Annotated in this window: 18 protein-coding genes and 1 pseudogene; 9 read left to right on the top strand and 10 right to left on the bottom strand. The window is 63.2% G+C overall.

Features of this window, described 5'->3' with window-relative positions:
• From ACZ9A3_RS08360 to ACZ9A3_RS08335, 6 genes are all read left to right on the top strand, one after another.
• Window positions 1–651: an amino acid ABC transporter permease gene (locus ACZ9A3_RS08360; RefSeq protein ID WP_045196748.1), complete on the top strand. Its 651-nt coding sequence runs from the start codon at window positions 1–3 to the stop codon at window positions 649–651.
• Window positions 644–1366 (top strand): amino acid ABC transporter ATP-binding protein, encoded by a 723-nt coding sequence (locus tag ACZ9A3_RS08355; RefSeq protein ID WP_038995715.1) that lies wholly within the window; start codon window positions 644–646, stop codon window positions 1364–1366. Before ACZ9A3_RS08360 ends, ACZ9A3_RS08355 begins: the two co-directional genes overlap by 8 nt.
• Before the next feature lie 98 nt (window positions 1367–1464).
• Entirely contained in the window at window positions 1465–2493 is a 1029-nt protein-coding gene (locus ACZ9A3_RS08350; protein ID WP_045196745.1) for a trans-3-hydroxy-L-proline dehydratase, read from the top strand.
• A 124-nt stretch (window positions 2494–2617) separates the two neighbouring features.
• Window positions 2618–3535 (top strand): dihydrodipicolinate synthase family protein, encoded by a 918-nt coding sequence (locus ACZ9A3_RS08345; RefSeq protein ID WP_093383901.1) that lies wholly within the window; start codon window positions 2618–2620, stop codon window positions 3533–3535.
• Between the two features lie 69 nt (window positions 3536–3604).
• Window positions 3605–4987: a fosfomycin efflux MFS transporter AbaF gene (gene abaF / locus ACZ9A3_RS08340; protein ID WP_258597496.1), complete on the top strand. Its 1383-nt coding sequence runs from the start codon at window positions 3605–3607 to the stop codon at window positions 4985–4987.
• A gap of 27 nt (window positions 4988–5014) precedes the next feature.
• Complete coding sequence (locus tag ACZ9A3_RS08335) at window positions 5015–6595, top strand: aldehyde dehydrogenase (NADP(+)) (RefSeq protein ID WP_093383911.1); 1581 nt, start codon at window positions 5015–5017, stop codon at window positions 6593–6595.
• 9 nt (window positions 6596–6604) lie between these two features.
• Here the strand turns inward: ACZ9A3_RS08335 and ACZ9A3_RS08330 are convergent, their stop codons facing one another.
• The 10 genes and pseudogenes from ACZ9A3_RS08330 to ACZ9A3_RS08285 all read right to left on the bottom strand — a co-directional run bounded on the left by ACZ9A3_RS08330 (window position 6605) and on the right by ACZ9A3_RS08285 (window position 15234).
• Complete coding sequence (locus ACZ9A3_RS08330) at window positions 6605–7612, bottom strand: Ldh family oxidoreductase (protein WP_093383915.1); 1008 nt, start codon at window positions 7610–7612, stop codon at window positions 6605–6607.
• A 96-nt stretch (window positions 7613–7708) separates the two neighbouring features.
• A pseudogene (locus tag ACZ9A3_RS08325) lies at window positions 7709–7801 on the bottom strand (DUF1330 domain-containing protein); the annotation flags it as partial.
• A 48-nt stretch (window positions 7802–7849) separates the two neighbouring features.
• Window positions 7850–8038, bottom strand: a complete 189-nt coding sequence (locus tag ACZ9A3_RS08320) for a hypothetical protein (protein WP_045196737.1) — start codon at window positions 8036–8038, stop codon at window positions 7850–7852.
• A gap of 240 nt (window positions 8039–8278) precedes the next feature.
• Window positions 8279–9841: an alkyl hydroperoxide reductase subunit F gene (ahpF, locus tag ACZ9A3_RS08315; RefSeq protein WP_476252372.1), complete on the bottom strand. Its 1563-nt coding sequence runs from the start codon at window positions 9839–9841 to the stop codon at window positions 8279–8281.
• A 121-nt stretch (window positions 9842–9962) separates the two neighbouring features.
• Complete coding sequence (ahpC, locus tag ACZ9A3_RS08310) at window positions 9963–10526, bottom strand: alkyl hydroperoxide reductase subunit C (protein WP_258716910.1); 564 nt, start codon at window positions 10524–10526, stop codon at window positions 9963–9965.
• Window positions 10527–10732: 206 nt separating this feature from the next.
• Window positions 10733–12088 carry a glutathione-disulfide reductase gene (gene gorA / locus ACZ9A3_RS08305; RefSeq protein WP_045196735.1) on the bottom strand — a complete coding sequence of 452 codons (1356 nt, stop codon included), beginning with the start codon at window positions 12086–12088 and terminating at the stop codon, window positions 10733–10735.
• Between the two features lie 89 nt (window positions 12089–12177).
• Window positions 12178–13017, bottom strand: coding sequence for a UTP--glucose-1-phosphate uridylyltransferase GalU (gene galU / locus ACZ9A3_RS08300; RefSeq protein ID WP_045196734.1), 840 nt, complete (start codon window positions 13015–13017; stop codon window positions 12178–12180).
• Between the two features lie 181 nt (window positions 13018–13198).
• Entirely contained in the window at window positions 13199–14104 is a 906-nt protein-coding gene (locus ACZ9A3_RS08295; RefSeq protein ID WP_093383938.1) for a c-type cytochrome, read from the bottom strand.
• Window positions 14101–14751, bottom strand: a complete 651-nt coding sequence (locus ACZ9A3_RS08290; protein WP_476252371.1) for a c-type cytochrome — start codon at window positions 14749–14751, stop codon at window positions 14101–14103. Before ACZ9A3_RS08290 ends, ACZ9A3_RS08295 begins: the two co-directional genes overlap by 4 nt.
• A gap of 132 nt (window positions 14752–14883) precedes the next feature.
• Window positions 14884–15234 carry a hypothetical protein gene (locus tag ACZ9A3_RS08285; RefSeq protein WP_093383941.1) on the bottom strand — a complete coding sequence of 117 codons (351 nt, stop codon included), beginning with the start codon at window positions 15232–15234 and terminating at the stop codon, window positions 14884–14886.
• Between the two features lie 158 nt (window positions 15235–15392).
• On the opposite strand from ACZ9A3_RS08285, the gene ACZ9A3_RS08280 reads away from it, so the two are divergent.
• The 3 genes from ACZ9A3_RS08280 to ACZ9A3_RS08270 are packed head-to-tail and all read left to right on the top strand — an operon-like array spanning window position 15393 to window position 16973.
• Window positions 15393–15695: a DUF1883 domain-containing protein gene (locus ACZ9A3_RS08280; RefSeq protein WP_038995738.1), complete on the top strand. Its 303-nt coding sequence runs from the start codon at window positions 15393–15395 to the stop codon at window positions 15693–15695.
• 4 nt (window positions 15696–15699) lie between these two features.
• Window positions 15700–15870: a hypothetical protein gene (locus ACZ9A3_RS08275; protein ID WP_093383944.1), complete on the top strand. Its 171-nt coding sequence runs from the start codon at window positions 15700–15702 to the stop codon at window positions 15868–15870.
• 29 nt (window positions 15871–15899) lie between these two features.
• On the top strand, window positions 15900–16973 hold the full coding sequence (locus tag ACZ9A3_RS08270) for an NAD(P)H-dependent flavin oxidoreductase (RefSeq protein ID WP_093383947.1): 1074 nt from the start codon (window positions 15900–15902) through the stop codon (window positions 16971–16973).
• The last annotated feature ends 46 nt before the right edge of the window (window positions 16974–17019 follow it).

The following is a 17019-nucleotide window of genomic DNA, read 5'->3' as shown; positions in this document are numbered from 1 at the left end:
ATGTTTTCCACCGGTTTTACCTGGAACGACTTTGTGTTCCTGCTCGACGGGGCGCGCATCACCTTGCAGCTGACCTTCTGGGCGATTTTGCTGGGGACCTTTGCCGGCTTGCTGTTCGGCCTGGCCCGGGCCCTGTGGCCACGGCTGAGCCTGCCACTGGCGTGGGTGCTGGATGTGTTTCGCAGCGTGCCGCTGCTGATCCAGTTCGTGCTGTTCAACTCGTTCAAGAGCATCGTCGGCCTCGACATCAGCGCCTTCAGCGTCGGCTGCATCGTGCTCGGCGTCTACACCGCCGCGTACTTCACCGAGATCGTCCGCGGCGGCGTGCTGGCGGTGTCGCTGAGCGTGCGTCGGGCCAGCCGCTCACTGGGCATGAGCTACCTGCAGGACCTGCGCTGGATCGTCTTGCCAATGGCCACCCGGGTGGCGTTTCCCGGCTGGCTGAACCTGGTCCTGGGGGTGATGAAAGACACGGCGCTGGTGATGTGGATCGGCATCGTCGAATTGCTGCGCGCTTCGCAAACCATCGTTACGCGGATTCAGGAACCCCTGCTGGTGCTGTGCATCGCAGGCCTCATCTACTACGTCATGAGCCTGGTGGTTGCCCGCCTGGGCGCCCGTCTGGAAAGAAGGTGGCAGGAAAATGATTGAGATCGAGAACGTACACAAATCCTTCGGCGACCTGGAAGTGGTCAAGGGCGTAAGCCTGACCGTGAACAAGGGCGAAGTGGTATCGATCATCGGCGGCTCGGGCTCGGGCAAGTCGACCTTGCTGATGTGCATCAACGGCCTGGAGCCGATCCAGAAAGGCAACATCCGCGTCGACGGCGTCGAGGTTCACCACCGCGCCACCGACCTCAACCGCCTGCGCCAGAAGATCGGCATCGTCTTCCAGCAGTGGAACGCCTTCCCGCACCTGACCGTGCTGGAAAACGTCATGCTCGCGCCGCGCAAAGTGCTCGGCAAAGACAAGCACGACGCCGAGGCGCTGGCCGTCAAGCAGCTGACCCACGTCGGCCTGGGCGACAAGCTCAAGACCTTCCCCGGCAAGCTCTCGGGCGGCCAGCAGCAACGCATGGCGATTGCCCGGGCGCTGGCGATGTCGCCGGACTACATGCTGTTCGACGAGGCCACCTCGGCACTCGACCCGCAACTGGTCGGCGAGGTGCTCGACACCATGCGCATGCTCGCCGAGGACGGCATGACCATGGTGCTGGTGACCCATGAGATCCGTTTTGCCCGCGATGTGTCGGACCGCGTGGCGTTCTTCCGTAACGGTCTGGTGCACGAGATCGGCTCGCCCGACCAGGTGATCGGCAATCCGTTACAGCCGGAGACGGCGGCGTTCTTGAAGTCAGTGAAATAGAAGCATCGCGGGTCAAGCCCGCTCCCACACCACTATCCCTGTGGGAGCGGGCTTGCCCCGCGATGAGGCCCTCCCTAACAACACAAGGAGTCCTGCGAATGCGCTCATCGAAAATCATCCACATCGTCAACTGCCACGCCGAAGGTGAAGTCGGCGACGTCATCGTCGGCGGCGTCGCCCCGCCCCCCGGCGCCACGGTCTGGGAGCAGTCGCGCTGGATCGCCCGCGACCAGACCCTGCGCAACTTCGTCCTCAACGAGCCACGCGGCGGCGTGTTCCGCCACGTCAACCTGCTGGTGCCGCCCAAGGACCCGCGGGCGCAAATGGCCTGGATCATCATGGAGCCGGCCGACACTCCGCCGATGTCCGGCTCCAACTCGCTGTGCGTGTCGACCGTGCTGCTCGACAGCGGCATCCTGCCGATGACCGAGCCCGAGACGCACCTGGTGCTCGAAGCCCCGGGCGGCCTGATCGAAGCGGTCGCCCAATGCCGGGACGGCAAGGTCGAACGGGTGGAAGTGAAGAACGTGCCGTCCTTTGCCGACCGCCTCGACGCCTGGATCGAGGTCGAAGGCCTGGGCTCGCTGCAGGTCGACACGGCCTACGGCGGCGACAGCTTCGTGATTGCCGATGCCCGGCAACTGGGCTTTGCCATCCGCCCGGACGAAGCCAAAGATATCGTCGAGGTCGGCCTGAAGATCACCCAGGCCGCCAACCAGCAACTGGGTTTCAGCCACCCGCTGAATCCGGACTGGGCGCACATTTCCTTCTGCCAGATCGCCGCGCCCATCGAGTATGAGGACGGCGTTGCCAGCGGCGCCAACGCGGTGGTGATCCGCCCCGGCAAGATCGATCGCTCGCCCTGCGGCACCGGCTGTTCAGCGCGCATGGCGGTACTGCAGGCCAAAGGCCTGATGAAAGTCGGCGAGCGGTTCATTGGCCGCTCGATCATCGGCTCGCGCTTCGACTGCCGCATCGAATCACTGACCGAAATCGCCGGCCGCCCGGCCATCTACCCGTGCATTTCCGGCCGCGCCTGGATCACCGGCACCCATCAATTGCTGCTCGACCCCAGCGACCCCTGGCCACAAGGCTACCGGTTGTCGGACACCTGGCCCGGCGCCTGAACGCTAAGCCGTTGATTTGCAAACACCCTTGAAAACCGATCGGTAAACGAAGTGAAAAAACACTGGTCCACTTCAAACACTTAAAATATCGTATACGAAATACAATAAACAACCGGAGAACACCATGAGCAAGTACGTAAACTGGAGCGGCGTCTTCCCTGCGGTCACCACTCAATTCAACGATGACTTCTCGATCAACCTGGAAAAGACCCACGAGGTGATTTCCAACGTGATCCGCGACGGCGTCTCGGGCCTGGTGGTGTGTGGCTCGGTGGGCGAGAACACCTCGCTGAGCGCCGAGGAGAAAATCGCCGTCACCGAAGTCGCCGTCGATGCCTCGCGCGGCCGGGTTCCAGTGATCTGCGGCGTGGCCGAGTTCACCAGCGTGCAGGCCGCCAAGGTGGCCAATGCGGTGCGCCAGGTCGGCGTCGACGGGGTGATGCTGATGCCGGCGCTGGTCTATGGCTCCAAGCCGTTCGAGACCGCCGAGCACTACCGTTACGTGGCCAAGCACACCGACGTGCCGCTGATGGTCTACAACAACCCGCCGATCTACAAAAACGACGTCACCCCGGACATCCTGATTTCCCTGGCCGACTGCGACAACGTGGTGTGCTTCAAGGACTCCTCCGGCGACACCCGCCGCTTCATCGACGTGCGCAATGAAGTGGGCGACCGCTTCGTGCTGTTCGCCGGCCTCGACGACGTGGTCCTGGAAAGCATCGCGGTCGGCGCCCAGGGCTGGGTCTCGGGCATGTCCAACGTGTTCCCCAAAGAGGGCGAGACGATCTTCCGCCTGGCCAAGGCCGGGCGCTTCGCCGAGGCCATGCCGATCTACGAATGGCTGATGCCGATCCTGCACCTGGATGCCCGCGCCGACCTTGTGCAGTGCATCAAGCTGTGCGAAGCCATCGCCGGTCGCGGCAGCGCCCTGACCCGTCCGCCGCGCCTGGCCCTGCCGGAAAGCGATCGGCTTTACGTCGAGCAGATCATGGCCAAGGCCCTGGCCAACCGTCCGCAACTGCCGGACGTCGGCCTCTGAGTGATTGCCGGGCCGGCTCCATCATGGAGACCGGCCTGCCTGTTTTGCGCCCATACAGGAAACGCCAGCATGTCCAGTCACCCCTCCAGCGCAACCAGCCCTTCGGGCTTGAAACGGGTCGTCGCCGCGGCCATGGCCGGCACCGTCGCCGAATGGTATGAATTCTTCCTTTACGGCACCGCCTCGGCACTGGTCTTCGGCCAGTTGTTCTTCCGCCAGACCGACAGCCCCGTCGACGGCATCATCGCCGCCTTCGCCCTCTATGCCGTAGGCTTTCTCGCCCGCCCCCTGGGCGGTTTGGTATTCGGTCACTACGGTGACAAATTCGGCCGCAAGCGCTTGCTGCAACTGAGCCTGGTGGTGGTCGGCATCACCACCTTCCTGATGGGTTGCCTGCCGGGCTTCGACACTATCGGTTATGCCGCGCCGGTGTTGCTGGTGCTGCTGCGGCTGATCCAGGGTTTTGCCTTCGGCGGCGAATGGGGTGGCGCGATTTTACTGGTGTCCGAGCACTGCCCGGACAACCGTCGCGGCTTCTGGGCCAGTTGGCCGCAAGCCGGGGTGCCGGCCGGTAATCTGGTGGCGACGGTGGCCTTGCTGCTGTTGTCGAGCAACCTCTCGGAAGAACAGTTCCTGGCCTGGGGCTGGCGCGTGGCGTTCTGGTTCTCGGCGGTGGTGGTGCTGATCGGTTACTGGATCCGCACCAGCGTCGACGACGCACCAATCTTCAAAGAGGCCCAGGCGCGCCAGGCGCAGAAAGCCGAGCAGCAACTGGGCGTGGTCGAGGTGTTGCGCCATCACTGGCGCGCGGTGCTGGTAGGCATCGGCGCCCGCTTTGCCGAGAACATCCTCTATTACACCGTGGTGACCTTCTCGATCACCTACCTCAAGCTTGTAGTGCACAAGGACACCTCGCAGATCCTCTTGCTGATGTTCGGCGCGCACCTGCTGCATTTTTTCATGATCCCGCTGATGGGCTACCTGTCCGATCTGGTCGGGCGCAAGCCGGTGTACCTGACCGGCGCGGTGCTCACCGCCTTCTGGGGCTTCATCGGCTTCCCGCTGATGGACACCGGCAACAACTGGCTGATCATGGCCGCGATCACCCTGGGCCTGGCCATCGAGTCGATGACCTACGCGCCCTACTCGGCGCTGATGGCCGAGCTGTTCCCCACCCATGTGCGCTACACCGCGCTGTCGCTGTGCTACCAGGTGGCGCCGATTTTCGCCGGATCCCTGGCGCCGCTGATCGCCATCAGTTTGCTCAATGAGTTCCACAGCTCGACGCCGATTGCCTGGTACCTGGTTGGCGCTGCGCTGATCTCGATTGTCGCTGTTGGCCTGACCCGCGAGACCCGCGGCAAGTCGCTGCACCAGGTAGACGCCGAAGCGGCCGCGCGCATCGCCGCCGGGCAAGCGGCGCCGGTTCGCCCGGGCAGTTCGCTGGCCTGACCCCACCTTTTTTTTCAGGAGTAATCCATGGCGGATATCATCGGCCACAACTACATTGGCGGCGCGCGCAGCGCCGCTGGCAGCCTCACCCTGCAGAGCCATGACGCAACCAGCGGCGAGGCCCTGCCCTATCGGTTCCACCAGGCCACCGGCGCAGAAGTGCATGCCGCTGTCCAGGCGGCGGCCGAGGCCTACCCGGTGTTTCGCAGTTTGTCTCCGGAGCGACGGGCGCAGTTTCTTGAGGCCATTGCCGCGCAACTGGAGGCCCTGGGGGATGATTTCATCACCCTGGTGACCGGCGAAACGGCGTTGCCCGCCGCGCGGATCCTCGGCGAGCGCGGGCGCACTTGCGGGCAGATGCGCCTGTTCGCCCAGGTGCTGCGCCGCGGTGACTTTCTCGGCGCACGCATCGACCGCGCCCAGCCCGATCGCCAACCGCTGCCCCGCGCCGACCTGCGCCAGTACCGCCTGGGCGTCGGCCCGGTCGCGGTGTTTGGCGCCAGCAACTTCCCCCTGGCTTTCTCCACCGCCGGCGGCGACACCGCCGCGGCCCTGGCCGCCGGCTGCCCGGTGGTATTCAAGGCCCACAGCGGCCACATGGCCACCGCTGAGCGGGTGGCCGATGCGATCATCCACGCGGCCGAACAGACCGGCATGCCCAAGGGCGTGTTCAACATGATCTACGGCGCCGGCGTCGGCGAAGCGCTGGTCAAGCATCCGGCGATCCAGGCGGTGGGTTTTACCGGCTCACTCAAGGGCGGCCGTGCGCTGTGCGACATGGCGGCGGCACGGGCACAACCGATCCCGGTGTTCGCCGAAATGAGCAGCATCAACCCGGTGCTGGTACTGCCCCAGGCCCTGAACCTGCGCAGCGAGCAGATCGCCCGCGAACTAGCGGCCTCGGTGGTGCTCGGCTGCGGGCAGTTCTGTACCAACCCGGGGCTGGTGATCGGCCTGCGCTCGCCGGCATTCAGTGCATTTACCGAACAACTGGCCGCGCAACTGGCCGCGCAACCGGCACAGACCATGCTCAACGCCGGCACCCTCGCCAGTTACACCAAGGGCGTCGAGGCGCTGCTCGCTCACCCTGGCATCAGCCACCTGGCCGGGCAGCCGCAACAGGGCAAGCAGGCGCAGGCGCAGCTGTTCAAGGCCGATGTCAGCCTGTTGCTCGAAGGCGATGCGCTGTTGCAGGAAGAGGTGTTCGGGCCGGCCACGGTGCTGGTCGAGGTGGCCGACAGCACGCAGTTGCAGCAAGCATTGCACGGCCTGCACGGTCAACTCACCGCTACCCTGATCGCCGAAGCTGAAGATCTGCAAAGCCACGCTGAACTGCTACCGCTGCTGGAGCAGAAGGTCGGCCGGGTACTGTTCAACGGCTACCCGACCGGCGTCGAAGTCTGTGATGCAATGGTGCACGGCGGCCCCTACCCGGCCACCTCCGATGCCCGCGGGACGTCGGTGGGCAGCCTGGCCATCGAGCGCTTCCTGCGCCCGGTGTGCTACCAGAACTGCCCGGATGCGCTGCTACCGCCAGCGTTGCAGAACGCCAACCCGCTGGGCATCGCGCGCCTGGTCGACGGCCAGAGCAGCCGCACCGCCCTGTAAGGGTGGGTTTCAGGCCAGCAGCGCCCTGAGATCGTTGTACAGGGCCTGCGGGATTTCCACCCCTTCCACCAGGCTGCGCGCCCGTGCTGTATAGCGGCGCGCAGACGGCAGCCGCGCGCCCTGCCCCTCGATGCTCTCGAATACCACCTCGGCCCGGGCCAGGTGTTGATCGGCGGCGTCACCCAAAAACCTGCGCGGGTCCAGGGCAATCAGCAACTCACCATGATAAGGCGAGGATTTGCTGCCGTCGGCATGGGCCAGTGATTCGGCACTGGTCAGGTCGCCGATCAACGGCCCGGCGATCAGTTCGACCATCGCCGCCAGCGCCGAGCCCTTGTGCCCGCCGAAGGTGAGCATGGCGCCACGGTCCAGCACCACGTTGGGGTCGGTGCTGGGCTGGCCGTGCTCATCCACGCCCCAGCCTTCGGGAATCGCCTTGCCGGCACGCCGATGCAGCTCGATGTCGCCACGGGCGATGGCGCTGGTAGCGAAGTCAAAGACATACGGATGCGTGCCCGCCCTCGGCCAGCCGAAGGCGATGGGGTTGGTGCCGAACACCGGCCGATGGCCACCGGCAGGCGCCACCCAGGCATGGCTGGGGGTGAATGCCAGGGCCACCAGGCCGGCCTCGGCCAACTGCTCGATCTCGACCCACAAGGCCGAAAAGTGCACACAGCGGTTGATCGCCAGGGCGGCGATGCCGTTGCGTTGGGCCTTGGCTTGCAACAACGGCAAGCCGGCCTGGAATGCCAGCTGAGAGAACCCGCCGCCAGCATCCACGCGCACGATCGACGGCGCCTGGTCGATGACTTCGGGGCGGGCATCGGCAACCACCTTGCCGGCCTTGAGCGAGCCGACGCAGCCCAGCACCCGGTACAGGCCATGGGAGGCGCAACCATCGCGCTCGCCGGCGACGATGGTATCGCTCACCGCCCGGGCATGGTCGGCGTCAAAGCCGTTGTGCAAAAGGATCGAAAAGGCCAGCGAATGGGCTTCGGACAGGGTCAGGCGGATCATGGTCATCTCCTTGGGCTGACTGTCCAGCCTGCCTCAAGCCCGCTGCGCCGACTTGATCGCTTTAGCCCCCGGTGATGACGATCTCGGCATAGCGGGGAAGGCTGCAAGGGCCGCCAGTGCCCGCTGGATGTACTGCTGATACCGCTCAGGGTCGCTGACCTCGACAGGGGCAATCCAGCAGGCCTTCAATGCATGCTCCCGCCCCAGGTAGATTTGTATTACGGCATACCCTATAGCTTACTCCTCAGCCTCGGGAAAGTTGCGGCAGCTTTTGCGCTCGGCCAGTTCCTGGTCGGTAGGTCGCTGCTCGACGAACACGGCGCGGCCATCCTTGTAGATCTCCAGATACCCCCATTCCAGATCCTGCTCTCGCTGACCAGGCTTGGGCGGATTGCGCCACCAGGGCTCGCGACTGATCAGTTGCATGGCAATGGCTCTCGCTGAAACACACTACTTCACTATAGACACTGGACCACGAGCGCTCTGGCTCGGCCATCGGCGCCCGCACACCGATGCCGGGTGATAGCCGGTAGCTTGCAGACTCTTGTCAAAGCGCCGCTGGAATGGCCGGTGTTCCCGACACCGGGCTGGCGCATTGAAACCATCGCGGGGCAAGCCCGCTCCTACCTGGTCTGTAGGAGCGGGCTTGCCCCGCGATAAAGCCGGTCAGGCTGGCGCCGAGGTGCGAATCAGGTGATCAAAGGCCGCCAACGAAGCCTTGGCGCCCTCGCCCACGGCAATCACGATCTGCTTGTATGGCACGGTGGTCACGTCACCGGCGGCGAACACGCCCGGCAGGTTGGTCTGGCCGCGGGCATCGACGATGATCTCGCCGCGCGGGGTCAGCTCGACCGTGCCTTTGAGCCAGTCGGTGTTGGGCAGCAGGCCGATCTGCACGAAGATCCCTTCCAGCGCCAGGTCATGCAGCTCATCGCTGTTGCGGTCCTTGTAGCGCAGGCCGTTGACCTTCTCGCCATCACCGAGCACCTCGGTGGTCAGCGCACTGGTGATCACCTTGACGTTCGGCAAGCTGTGCAGCTTGCGCTGCAGCACGGCGTCGGCACGCAACTGGCTGTCGAACTCGATCAGGGTCACCTGGGCGACGATACCGGCCAAGTCGATAGCCGCTTCCACACCCGAGTTGCCGCCACCGATCACCGCCACGCGCTTGCCCTTGAACAGCGGGCCATCGCAGTGCGGGCAGTAGGCAACGCCGCGGCTGCGGTATTGCTGCTCGCCGGGTACGTTCATTTCGCGCCAGCGTGCACCGGTGGCGAGGATCACAGTCTTGGCCTTGAGCGAGGCACCACTGGCCAGGCGCACTTCGTGCAGGCCGCCGTCGGTGGCCGGAATCAAGGCTTCACCGCGCTGCAGGTTGATGATATCGACGTCGTACTGCTTGACGTGTTCTTCCAGGGCCATGGCCAGCTTCGGCCCTTCGGTTTCCTGCACCGAGATGAAGTTCTCGATGGCCATGGTGTCGAGTACCTGGCCGCCGAAACGCTCGGCGGCAACGCCGGTGCGGATACCTTTACGGGCGGCATAGATCGCCGCTGCGGCGCCCGCCGGGCCGCCACCGACCACCAGCACGTCAAAGGCATCCTTGGCGTTGATCTTCTCGGCCTGACGCTCGCCGGCGCTGGTGTCGAGCTTGGCGAGGATTTCTTCCAGGCCCATGCGGCCCTGGCCGAACACTTCGCCGTTGAGGTAGACGCTGGGCACGGCCATGACCTTGCGGCGCTCGACTTCGGCCTGGAACAGCGCACCGTCGATGGCGACGTGGCGAATATTGGGGTTGAGCACCGCCATCAGGTTCAGCGCCTGGACCACATCCGGGCAGTTCTGGCACGACAGCGAGAAGTAGGTTTCAAAGTTGAACTCACCCTTGAGCGCGCTGATCTGCTCGATCACCTCCAGGCTGGCCTTGGACGGATGACCGCCGACCTGCAGCAGGGCGAGCACCAGCGAGGTGAACTCGTGGCCCATGGGGATGCCGGCAAAGCGCAGGCTGATGTCAGCGCCAGGGCGATTGAGCGAGAACGACGGGCGACGGGCGTCGCTGCCATCTTCACGCAGGGCAATCAGGTTCGACAGGCCGGCGATTTCCACCAGCAGGTCGCGCAATTCGCGGGACTTCGCGCCGTCATCGAGGGAAGCAACGATCTCGATCGGCTGAGTGACCCGTTCCAGGTAGGCTTTCAACTGAGTTTTAAGCGTGGCGTCCAACATACGGGCGATTCCTTTTTCAAACGGTAGAAATAACAACGCCCGGGCGAAAGCGCCCGGGCGTTTTGCGGGGCGGTGACAACGTCAGGTGCGGTAGACCACCGCCCTCGGCTGGCTCACGGTCTTAGATCTTGCCGACCAGGTCCAGCGATGGCGCCAGGGTCGCTTGGCCTTCTTTCCACTTGGCCGGGCAGACTTCGCCTGGGTGGGCGGCAACGTACTGGGCAGCCTTGACCTTGCGCAGCAGCTCGCTGGCGTCACGGCCGACACCACCGTCGTTGAGTTCGACGATCTTGATCTGGCCTTCTGGGTTGATCACGAAGGTGCCACGGTCAGCGATGCCGGCTTCTTCGATCAGCACGTCGAAGTTGCGCGAGATGACGTGGGTCGGGTCACCGATCAGCGGGTACTGGATCTTGCCGATGGTGTCCGAAGTGTCGTGCCAGGCTTTGTGGGTGAAGTGGGTATCGGTGGACACGCCGTAGATTTCCACGCCCAGGTCTTTGAACTGCGCGTAGTTGTCGGCCAGGTCGCCCAGCTCGGTCGGGCAGACGAAGGTGAAGTCGGCCGGGTAGAAGAACACCACCGACCATTTGCCTTTCAGATCGGCATCCGAGACTTCGACAAACTTGCCCTGGTGGTAAGCGGTAGCTTTGAACGGTTTAACCTGGCTGTTGATGATAGGCATGAGTGACGCTCCTTCAGGGGGTTGAAAAAACTGATGGGAGAATCGTAGCCAATGCATTGGATTAATGCTCATTGGCAAAGCTCATGTTGTTGATTGGTTTTGGCTATAAGGCGGGGCTATTAATAGAGGGTTTGAAGCTATCGCGGGGCAAGCCCGCTCCTACCGGCCAGTAGGAGCGGGCTTGCCCCGCGATTGGAGTACGCCGTTTAACGCGATGGCGTACGCAAGGTGACGAACTCTTCCGCCGCCGTAGGATGCACGCCAATGGTCTCGTCGAACTGCTGCTTGGTCGCCCCGGCCTTGAGGGCAATGCCCAGGCCCTGGATGATTTCGCCGGCGTCCGGGCCGACCATATGGCAACCCAGCACGCGGTCGGTGTCGGCATCGACCACCAGCTTCATCAGGGTCTTTTCCTGCACCTCGGTGAGGGTCAGCTTCATCGGCCGGAAGCGGCTTTCGAAGATCTGCACCTTGTGGCCCTGCTCCAGCGCCTGTTCTTCGGTCAAGCCAACGGTACCAATCGGTGGCTGGCTGAACACGGCGGTAGGGATGTTCTGGTAATCCACCGGGCGGTACTGCTCGGGCTTGAACAGGCGCCGGGCCACAGCCATGCCTTCGGCCAGGGCCACCGGGGTCAGTTGCACACGGCCGATCACATCGCCAATCGCCAGGATCGACGGCGCGGTGGTCTGGTACAGGTCGTCGACGCGGATAAAACCACGCGGGTCGAGTTCGACGCCGGTGTTTTCCAGGCCCAGGTTGTCGAGCATCGGTCGCCGGCCAGTGGCATAGAATACGCAGTCGGCCACCAGTTCGCGACCATCCTTGAGGGTAGCCTTGAGGCTGCCGTCGTCCTGGCGCTCGATACGCTGGATATCGCTGTTGAACTGCAGGTCCATGCCGCGTTTTTCCAGCTCCTCCTTGAGGTGCTCGCGCACACTGCCATCAAAGCCGCGCAGGAACAGGTCGCCGCGGTACAGCAGCGAGGTTTTTGCCCCCAGGCCCTGGAAGATTCCGGCAAATTCCACGGCGATGTAACCGCCGCCAACCACCAGCACGCGCTTGGGCAGGTCTTTGAGGTAGAACGCCTCGTTGGAGCTGATCGCCAGCTCCTTGCCCGGAATATCCGGGATCTGCGGCCAGCCGCCGGTGGCAATGAGGATGTGCTCGGCGCTGTAGCGCTGGCCATCGACTTCCACCTCATGGGCACCCGTCAGTTTGGCGTGGCCTTCCAGCAAGGTCACGCCGCTGTTGACCAGCAGGTTGCGGTAGATACCGTTGAGCCGCTCGATTTCGCGGTTCTTGTTGGCGATCAACTGGCCCCAGTCGAACTGGGCATCTTCCAGCGACCAGCCAAAGCCTGCGGCCTGCTCGAAGTCATCGGCAAAATGCGCGCCGTAGACCAGCAGCTTTTTCGGCACGCAGCCAACGTTGACGCAGGTACCACCCAGGTAGCGGCTTTCGGCAACCGCCACTTTTGCACCGAAGCCTGCGGCAAAGCGCGCAGCGCGCACACCGCCAGACCCGGCACCAATCACGAACAGATCAAAATCGTAGGTCATCTCGATGCTCTCAAGCTGCAAGTCTCAAGCTACAAGCTACAAGAAAAAGCCACCCGAAGGTGGCTTTATCAAACCGCTAGCTACCAGGCTCAGTACGCTTTGCCGGTTTTGTAGAAGTTCTCGAAGCAGAAGTTGGTCGCTTCGATGTAGCCTTCGGCACCACCGCAGTCGAAACGCTTGCCCTTGAACTTGTAGGCAATAACGCAGCCATCTTGGGCCTGCTTCATCAGGGCGTCGGTGATCTGGATTTCACCGCCTTTGCCCGGCTCGGTTTCTTCGATCAGTTTGAAGATGTCCGGGGTCATGATGTAGCGGCCGATGATCGCCAGGTTCGACGGAGCATCTTCAGGCTTTGGCTTCTCGACCATGTTGCGCACGCGGTACAGGTCGTCACCGATCAGGTCGCCGGCGATCACACCGTATTTGCTGGTTTCCTGCGGGTCGACTTCCATGATGGCAACGATGGTGCAGCGGTACTGTTTGTACAGCTTGACCATCTGCTTGAGCACGCTGTCGCCTTCGAGGTTGACGCACAGGTCGTCCGCCAGTACCACGGCGAACGGCTCGTCGCCGATCAGCGGGCGGCCGGTGAGGATCGCGTGGCCCAGGCCTTTCATTTCGGTCTGACGGGTGTACGAGAACGAACACTCGTCGAGCAGACGACGGATGCCGACCAGGTATTTTTCCTTGTCGGTGCCCTTGATCTGGTTTTCCAGCTCATAGCTGATGTCGAAGTGGTCTTCCAGGGCGCGCTTGCCACGACCGGTGACGATGGCAATTTCGTTCAATCCAGCTTCCAGCGCTTCTTCAACGCCGTACTGGATCAGTGGCTTGTTCACCACCGGCAGCATTTCCTTGGGCATGGCTTTGGTAGCGGGCAGGAAGCGAGTGCCGTAACCGGCTGCCGGGAACAAGCATTTCTTGATCATATACGTCCTTAACAAGGGCTTTGCGTACGAAATTCGGCGCAGTCTAATCAGGCAGCGGTCACCTTACAATGCCCCACCACGCTGGCCGATGCCATCATAGATGAAATCCCGGGGGGGATAGTTCCCCGGGAGCATAAATAATGCGCCGGTAGCTGACCACCGGCAGTTAAACAGCCGATGCCTACATGCCCTGCCCGACCAGCACCCCGTCGACCTTCTGGCCATAGAGGTTGACGCCGTCATTGGCGTGGAACTTCAGCCGGGTCTTCTCGATCGAGCCGTCGACCAGGCGCGGGTCCTGCGGCCGTTCGTGGCGGTTGATGTAAGCGGCCACGTCCCAGGCCTGCTGGTCGCTCAGGCTGCCGGGCTTGCCCAAGGGCATATTGTGCTTGATGAAGGAGGCGGCGGTATTGATCCGGTGCATGCCGGCGCCCCAGTTGTAGGAGTCCTTGCCCCACAATGGCGGCATCACGTAGTTGCCGGCTACCTTCTGCCCTTCGCCATTGGCGCCGTGGCAAATGGAGCACTGGGCCTGGTACACCTGCTCACCGCGTTTGAAGTCGTAACCTTGCGCCGATTGCGCCACCTCCGGGTAGCCGCGGCCAGCACTCTCGACGCCAATCGGCGCCTTGCTCGCCAGCCAGTAGGCATAGACCGACAAGGCTGTCATCTGCGGGCTGTCGGCCGCTGGCGGCTTGCCGTTCATGCTGAACTGAAAGCAGCCCTGGATGCGCTCGGCGAAGGTGTTGACCTTGTCGTTTTTCTTGCGATAGGCCGGGTACATGGGATACGCGCCCCACAGCGGCGCCGAGTTGCCCAGGCGGCCCTGGTCGAGGTGACAGTTGCTGCAGTTAAGGCCGTTGCCAACGTTGTCAGGCATGAGCCGGCGTGTGTCGACAAACAAGGCGTAGCCATCGCGGACCATCTTGCCGTAGGCGTTGTCGGGCAGCTCGCTTTCTGCCGGCGGGGTAAAGCCAGGCGCGGCAGCTGGCGGGGTCTTGAGTTGCGACTGGTCTTCCATGGCAATCGGCGCAGCATGGACACTGCCAAAGGCCAGGGTCAGGGCAGCGAGAATCATCGGCTTCATGGCTTGACCTCCGGGCTGACAGGGTTGGCGAAGTAGTTGGCCACGGCCTTTATTTCGTCATCGGTCATCGCCTTGGCCACACCGACCATCAACTGATTGGGGTCGTTGCTGCGGCTGCCGTCGCGCCAGGCGTTGAGCTGGGCAACCAGATAGGTGGCCGGTTGATGGGCCAGTGGCGGAAAATGCTCACCAACACCGGCGCCGCCCGGGCCGTGGCACTGCACACAGCCGGGGATCTTGCGGTTCCAGTCGCCGTACAGCGCCAGCTTCTGCACCGGGTCGGCAGCCATCTGCTGGCGGTGGATATCGCTGGCAGGCTCGCTGGGCATGGTCGCCAGGGTCGTGGTCACCGCCTGGATTTCCTCGGCGCTGAGGGCCTTGGCCAGCGGCTCCATGATCGGGTGCTTGCGGCTGCCGTTCTGAAAGTCGTGCAGTTGCTTGCTCAGGTACGCCGCAGGCAGGCCGGCCAGGCGCGGAAAGCCGGCAGGCGCAATGCCCTTGGCGTCGGCGCCATGGCAACCCAGGCAGGCCATGGCGGCCGGGTTCTGGCCACCCTGGGTGAAGATTTTCTGGCCATCGACGGCATGTGCGGCAGGCAATGAAAACAGCAGCAGGCTGCTGATCAGGATGCGATCCAGTGGGATCATCACGGACTCCATTTTCTTGTTATAAGCTTAGGCTTAATAAGTATAAGCCTATGAATAGTAGGCCTATACGCCGCAAGCTACAACGCAGAAAGATGGCTAGATGCCAGCTGAATCGATTAGCCGAAAAAGGATTTAGCCCGAGATGCAGCGCGTCGCTGCCGTCTTCACATCACCCAGGCGCAGCGGGAAGTTGTTCAGGCGCTCATACAGCTTGATGCTGCTACCGCTACCGCGCTTGTCGATATCCACCAGCGCCGCCGGGCCGCCGCCGACCTTTTGCGGCACCACCAGGCGCAGACCGTCGTGGCGTTCTTCCACGGTCAGTTGTCCGCGCGACTCGGTCAATTGCTGCTGCACGCAGTCCGCGTATTCCTGGGGTTTTTTGCCAGAAATCACATTGAGGGTTTCCGGGCTGTGCTCCAGCTCCGACACACTCACACAGCCACCCAGCGTTACTGCCAACGCTGCTACGACCCACTTCATCAAGCACACCTCCACCACGGAAAAAGAATAAGACCGCGCGCAGACCATTTTGCTCCCTTGATTGGCAGTTTTATCCTGGGCCTGGCACGAAGGCCGACAGTGTAACCGACATCATGGTATCGTTTTGATTTGCTGACAGATCCAATGCGGAGTGCAACATGAAATTCGTACACCAGCGCGAGCACCTCAACGAGGATGACATCGTGGTCATTCATTGCTCCCAGCGCTGCAATATCCGCCTGATGAACGATGCCAACTTCCGCAGCTTCAAGAACGGCGGCCGTCACACCTACCACGGCGGCGCCTTTGTCGACTTCCCGGCGAAGATCACCGTGCCCAGCACCGGTTTCTGGAACATCACCATCGACACCGTCGGCCCGCGCGCCCTGTCGGCAGTGACCAAGCCAACCTTCACCCATACCATCAAGTTCATTCGCCGTTCGTCGTCGAAGCTGAGATAAGCCCATGAGCCAGACCACCAAGTTCGTGATCAAGTACAAGATCGATGGCGAGCAACGATTCGACTTCGCCCAGATGATCAGCGATGCGCCTGAGCACGTGCAGGCAGCGCTGCAACAATTGCACGGCGAAGACGCCAAGAAAATCACTGATATCAAGGTGAGCAAAGCGCTGTAACACCCTCCTCAGCACAAGGAACCCCAGGCATGCGCCAATGGCCGGACACCCGTCTCCTCGATCTGCTCGGCATCGAGCTGCCGATCCTTCAGGCGCCAATGGCCGGCTCCACCGGTTCAGCCATGGCCATTGCCGTAAGCAACGCCGGCGGCCTGGGTTCGCTGCCGTGTGCCACCTTGAGCCTGGATCAGATCCGCGCCGAGTTGCAGGCCTTCAACGAGGCCAGCAACGGCCCGCTCAACCTCAACTTCTTCTGCCACCAGCCGCCGCAGCCGGACCCTGAGCGCGATGCGGCCTGGAAGCAGGCGCTCAAGCCGTATTACCTGGAGCTGGGCGCCGACTTCGATGCGCCCACACCGGTGTCCAACCGCGCGCCCTTCGACGACGCCAGCTGCCAGCTGGTCGAGCACTACAAGCCGGCCGTGGTGAGCTTCCACTTCGGCCTGCCCGAAGCCAGCCTGCTCAAGCGGGTCAAGGCCACGGGCGCCAAGGTGCTGTCCAGCGCCACCACCGTGGATGAAGCGCTGTGGCTGGAAGATCACGGCTGCGACGCAATCATCGCCATGGGCTATGAAGCCGGCGGCCACCGCGGGATGTTCCTCAGCAGCAACCTCACTACCCAGGTCGGCACCCTGGCGCTGGTGCCGCAGATTGTCGATGCTGTGAAGGTGCCGGTGATTGCCGCGGGCGGCATTGGCGACCACCGCGGCATCGTCGCCGCCCTGGCGCTGGGCGCTTCGGCGGTGCAACTGGGCACCGCTTACCTGTTCTGCCCCGAGGCCAAGGTCTCGGCGGCTCATCGCCAGGCGCTGCACAGCGCCAAGGAAAGCGACACGGCGCTGACCAACCTGTTCACCGGGCGCCCGGCGCGTGGTATCAACACGCGCATCATGCGCGAGCTGGGGCCGATGAGCGAGCTGGCACCGCGCTTTCCCCTGGCCGGCGGTGCGCTGATGCCGCTGCGGGCCATCAGCGAGCCAAAGGGCAACAGCGATTTCAGCAACCTCTGGGCAGGCCAGGCGCTGCGTCTGGGCCAGGCCCTGGCGGCCGGTGAACTGACCCGCACACTGGCACAAAACGCCCTCGCCCAGCTCAAACGCTGAAGCAGTACTTCCCGTTGGTCGGGCATTCGCTATATATTCACCTATA

This window comes from Pseudomonas sp. TE4620 (genome assembly GCF_056279045.1).
The sequence above is the reverse complement of the archived record's forward strand: the minus strand, read 5'-3'. Positions and strand labels throughout refer to the sequence as shown.

Bases quoted from the DNA above. Each gene is read 5' to 3' on its own strand.
- ACZ9A3_RS08270 (WP_093383947.1), top strand. From the start codon at position 15,900: ATGCGCCAATGGCCGGACACCCGTCTCCTCGATCTGCTCGGCATCGAG.
- ACZ9A3_RS08355 (WP_038995715.1), top strand. From the start codon at position 644: ATGATTGAGATCGAGAACGTACACAAATCCTTCGGCGACCTGGAAGTG.
- ACZ9A3_RS08320 (WP_045196737.1), bottom strand. From the start codon at position 8,038: ATGCAACTGATCAGTCGCGAGCCCTGGTGGCGCAATCCGCCCAAGCCT.
- ACZ9A3_RS08280 (WP_038995738.1), top strand. From the start codon at position 15,393: ATGAAATTCGTACACCAGCGCGAGCACCTCAACGAGGATGACATCGTG.
- ACZ9A3_RS08290 (WP_476252371.1), bottom strand. From the start codon at position 14,751: ATGATCCCACTGGATCGCATCCTGATCAGCAGCCTGCTGCTGTTTTCA.
- ACZ9A3_RS08345 (WP_093383901.1), top strand. From the start codon at position 2,618: ATGAGCAAGTACGTAAACTGGAGCGGCGTCTTCCCTGCGGTCACCACT.
- gorA (WP_045196735.1), bottom strand. From the start codon at position 12,088: ATGACCTACGATTTTGATCTGTTCGTGATTGGTGCCGGGTCTGGCGGT.
- ACZ9A3_RS08285 (WP_093383941.1), bottom strand. From the start codon at position 15,234: ATGAAGTGGGTCGTAGCAGCGTTGGCAGTAACGCTGGGTGGCTGTGTG.
- ACZ9A3_RS08360 (WP_045196748.1), top strand. From the start codon at position 1: ATGTTTTCCACCGGTTTTACCTGGAACGACTTTGTGTTCCTGCTCGAC.
- ACZ9A3_RS08275 (WP_093383944.1), top strand. From the start codon at position 15,700: ATGAGCCAGACCACCAAGTTCGTGATCAAGTACAAGATCGATGGCGAG.
- ACZ9A3_RS08330 (WP_093383915.1), bottom strand. From the start codon at position 7,612: ATGATCCGCCTGACCCTGTCCGAAGCCCATTCGCTGGCCTTTTCGATC.
- galU (WP_045196734.1), bottom strand. From the start codon at position 13,017: ATGATCAAGAAATGCTTGTTCCCGGCAGCCGGTTACGGCACTCGCTTC.
- abaF (WP_258597496.1), top strand. From the start codon at position 3,605: ATGTCCAGTCACCCCTCCAGCGCAACCAGCCCTTCGGGCTTGAAACGG.
- ACZ9A3_RS08335 (WP_093383911.1), top strand. From the start codon at position 5,015: ATGGCGGATATCATCGGCCACAACTACATTGGCGGCGCGCGCAGCGCC.
- ACZ9A3_RS08350 (WP_045196745.1), top strand. From the start codon at position 1,465: ATGCGCTCATCGAAAATCATCCACATCGTCAACTGCCACGCCGAAGGT.
- ahpC (WP_258716910.1), bottom strand. From the start codon at position 10,526: ATGCCTATCATCAACAGCCAGGTTAAACCGTTCAAAGCTACCGCTTAC.
- ACZ9A3_RS08295 (WP_093383938.1), bottom strand. From the start codon at position 14,104: ATGAAGCCGATGATTCTCGCTGCCCTGACCCTGGCCTTTGGCAGTGTC.
- ahpF (WP_476252372.1), bottom strand. From the start codon at position 9,841: ATGTTGGACGCCACGCTTAAAACTCAGTTGAAAGCCTACCTGGAACGG.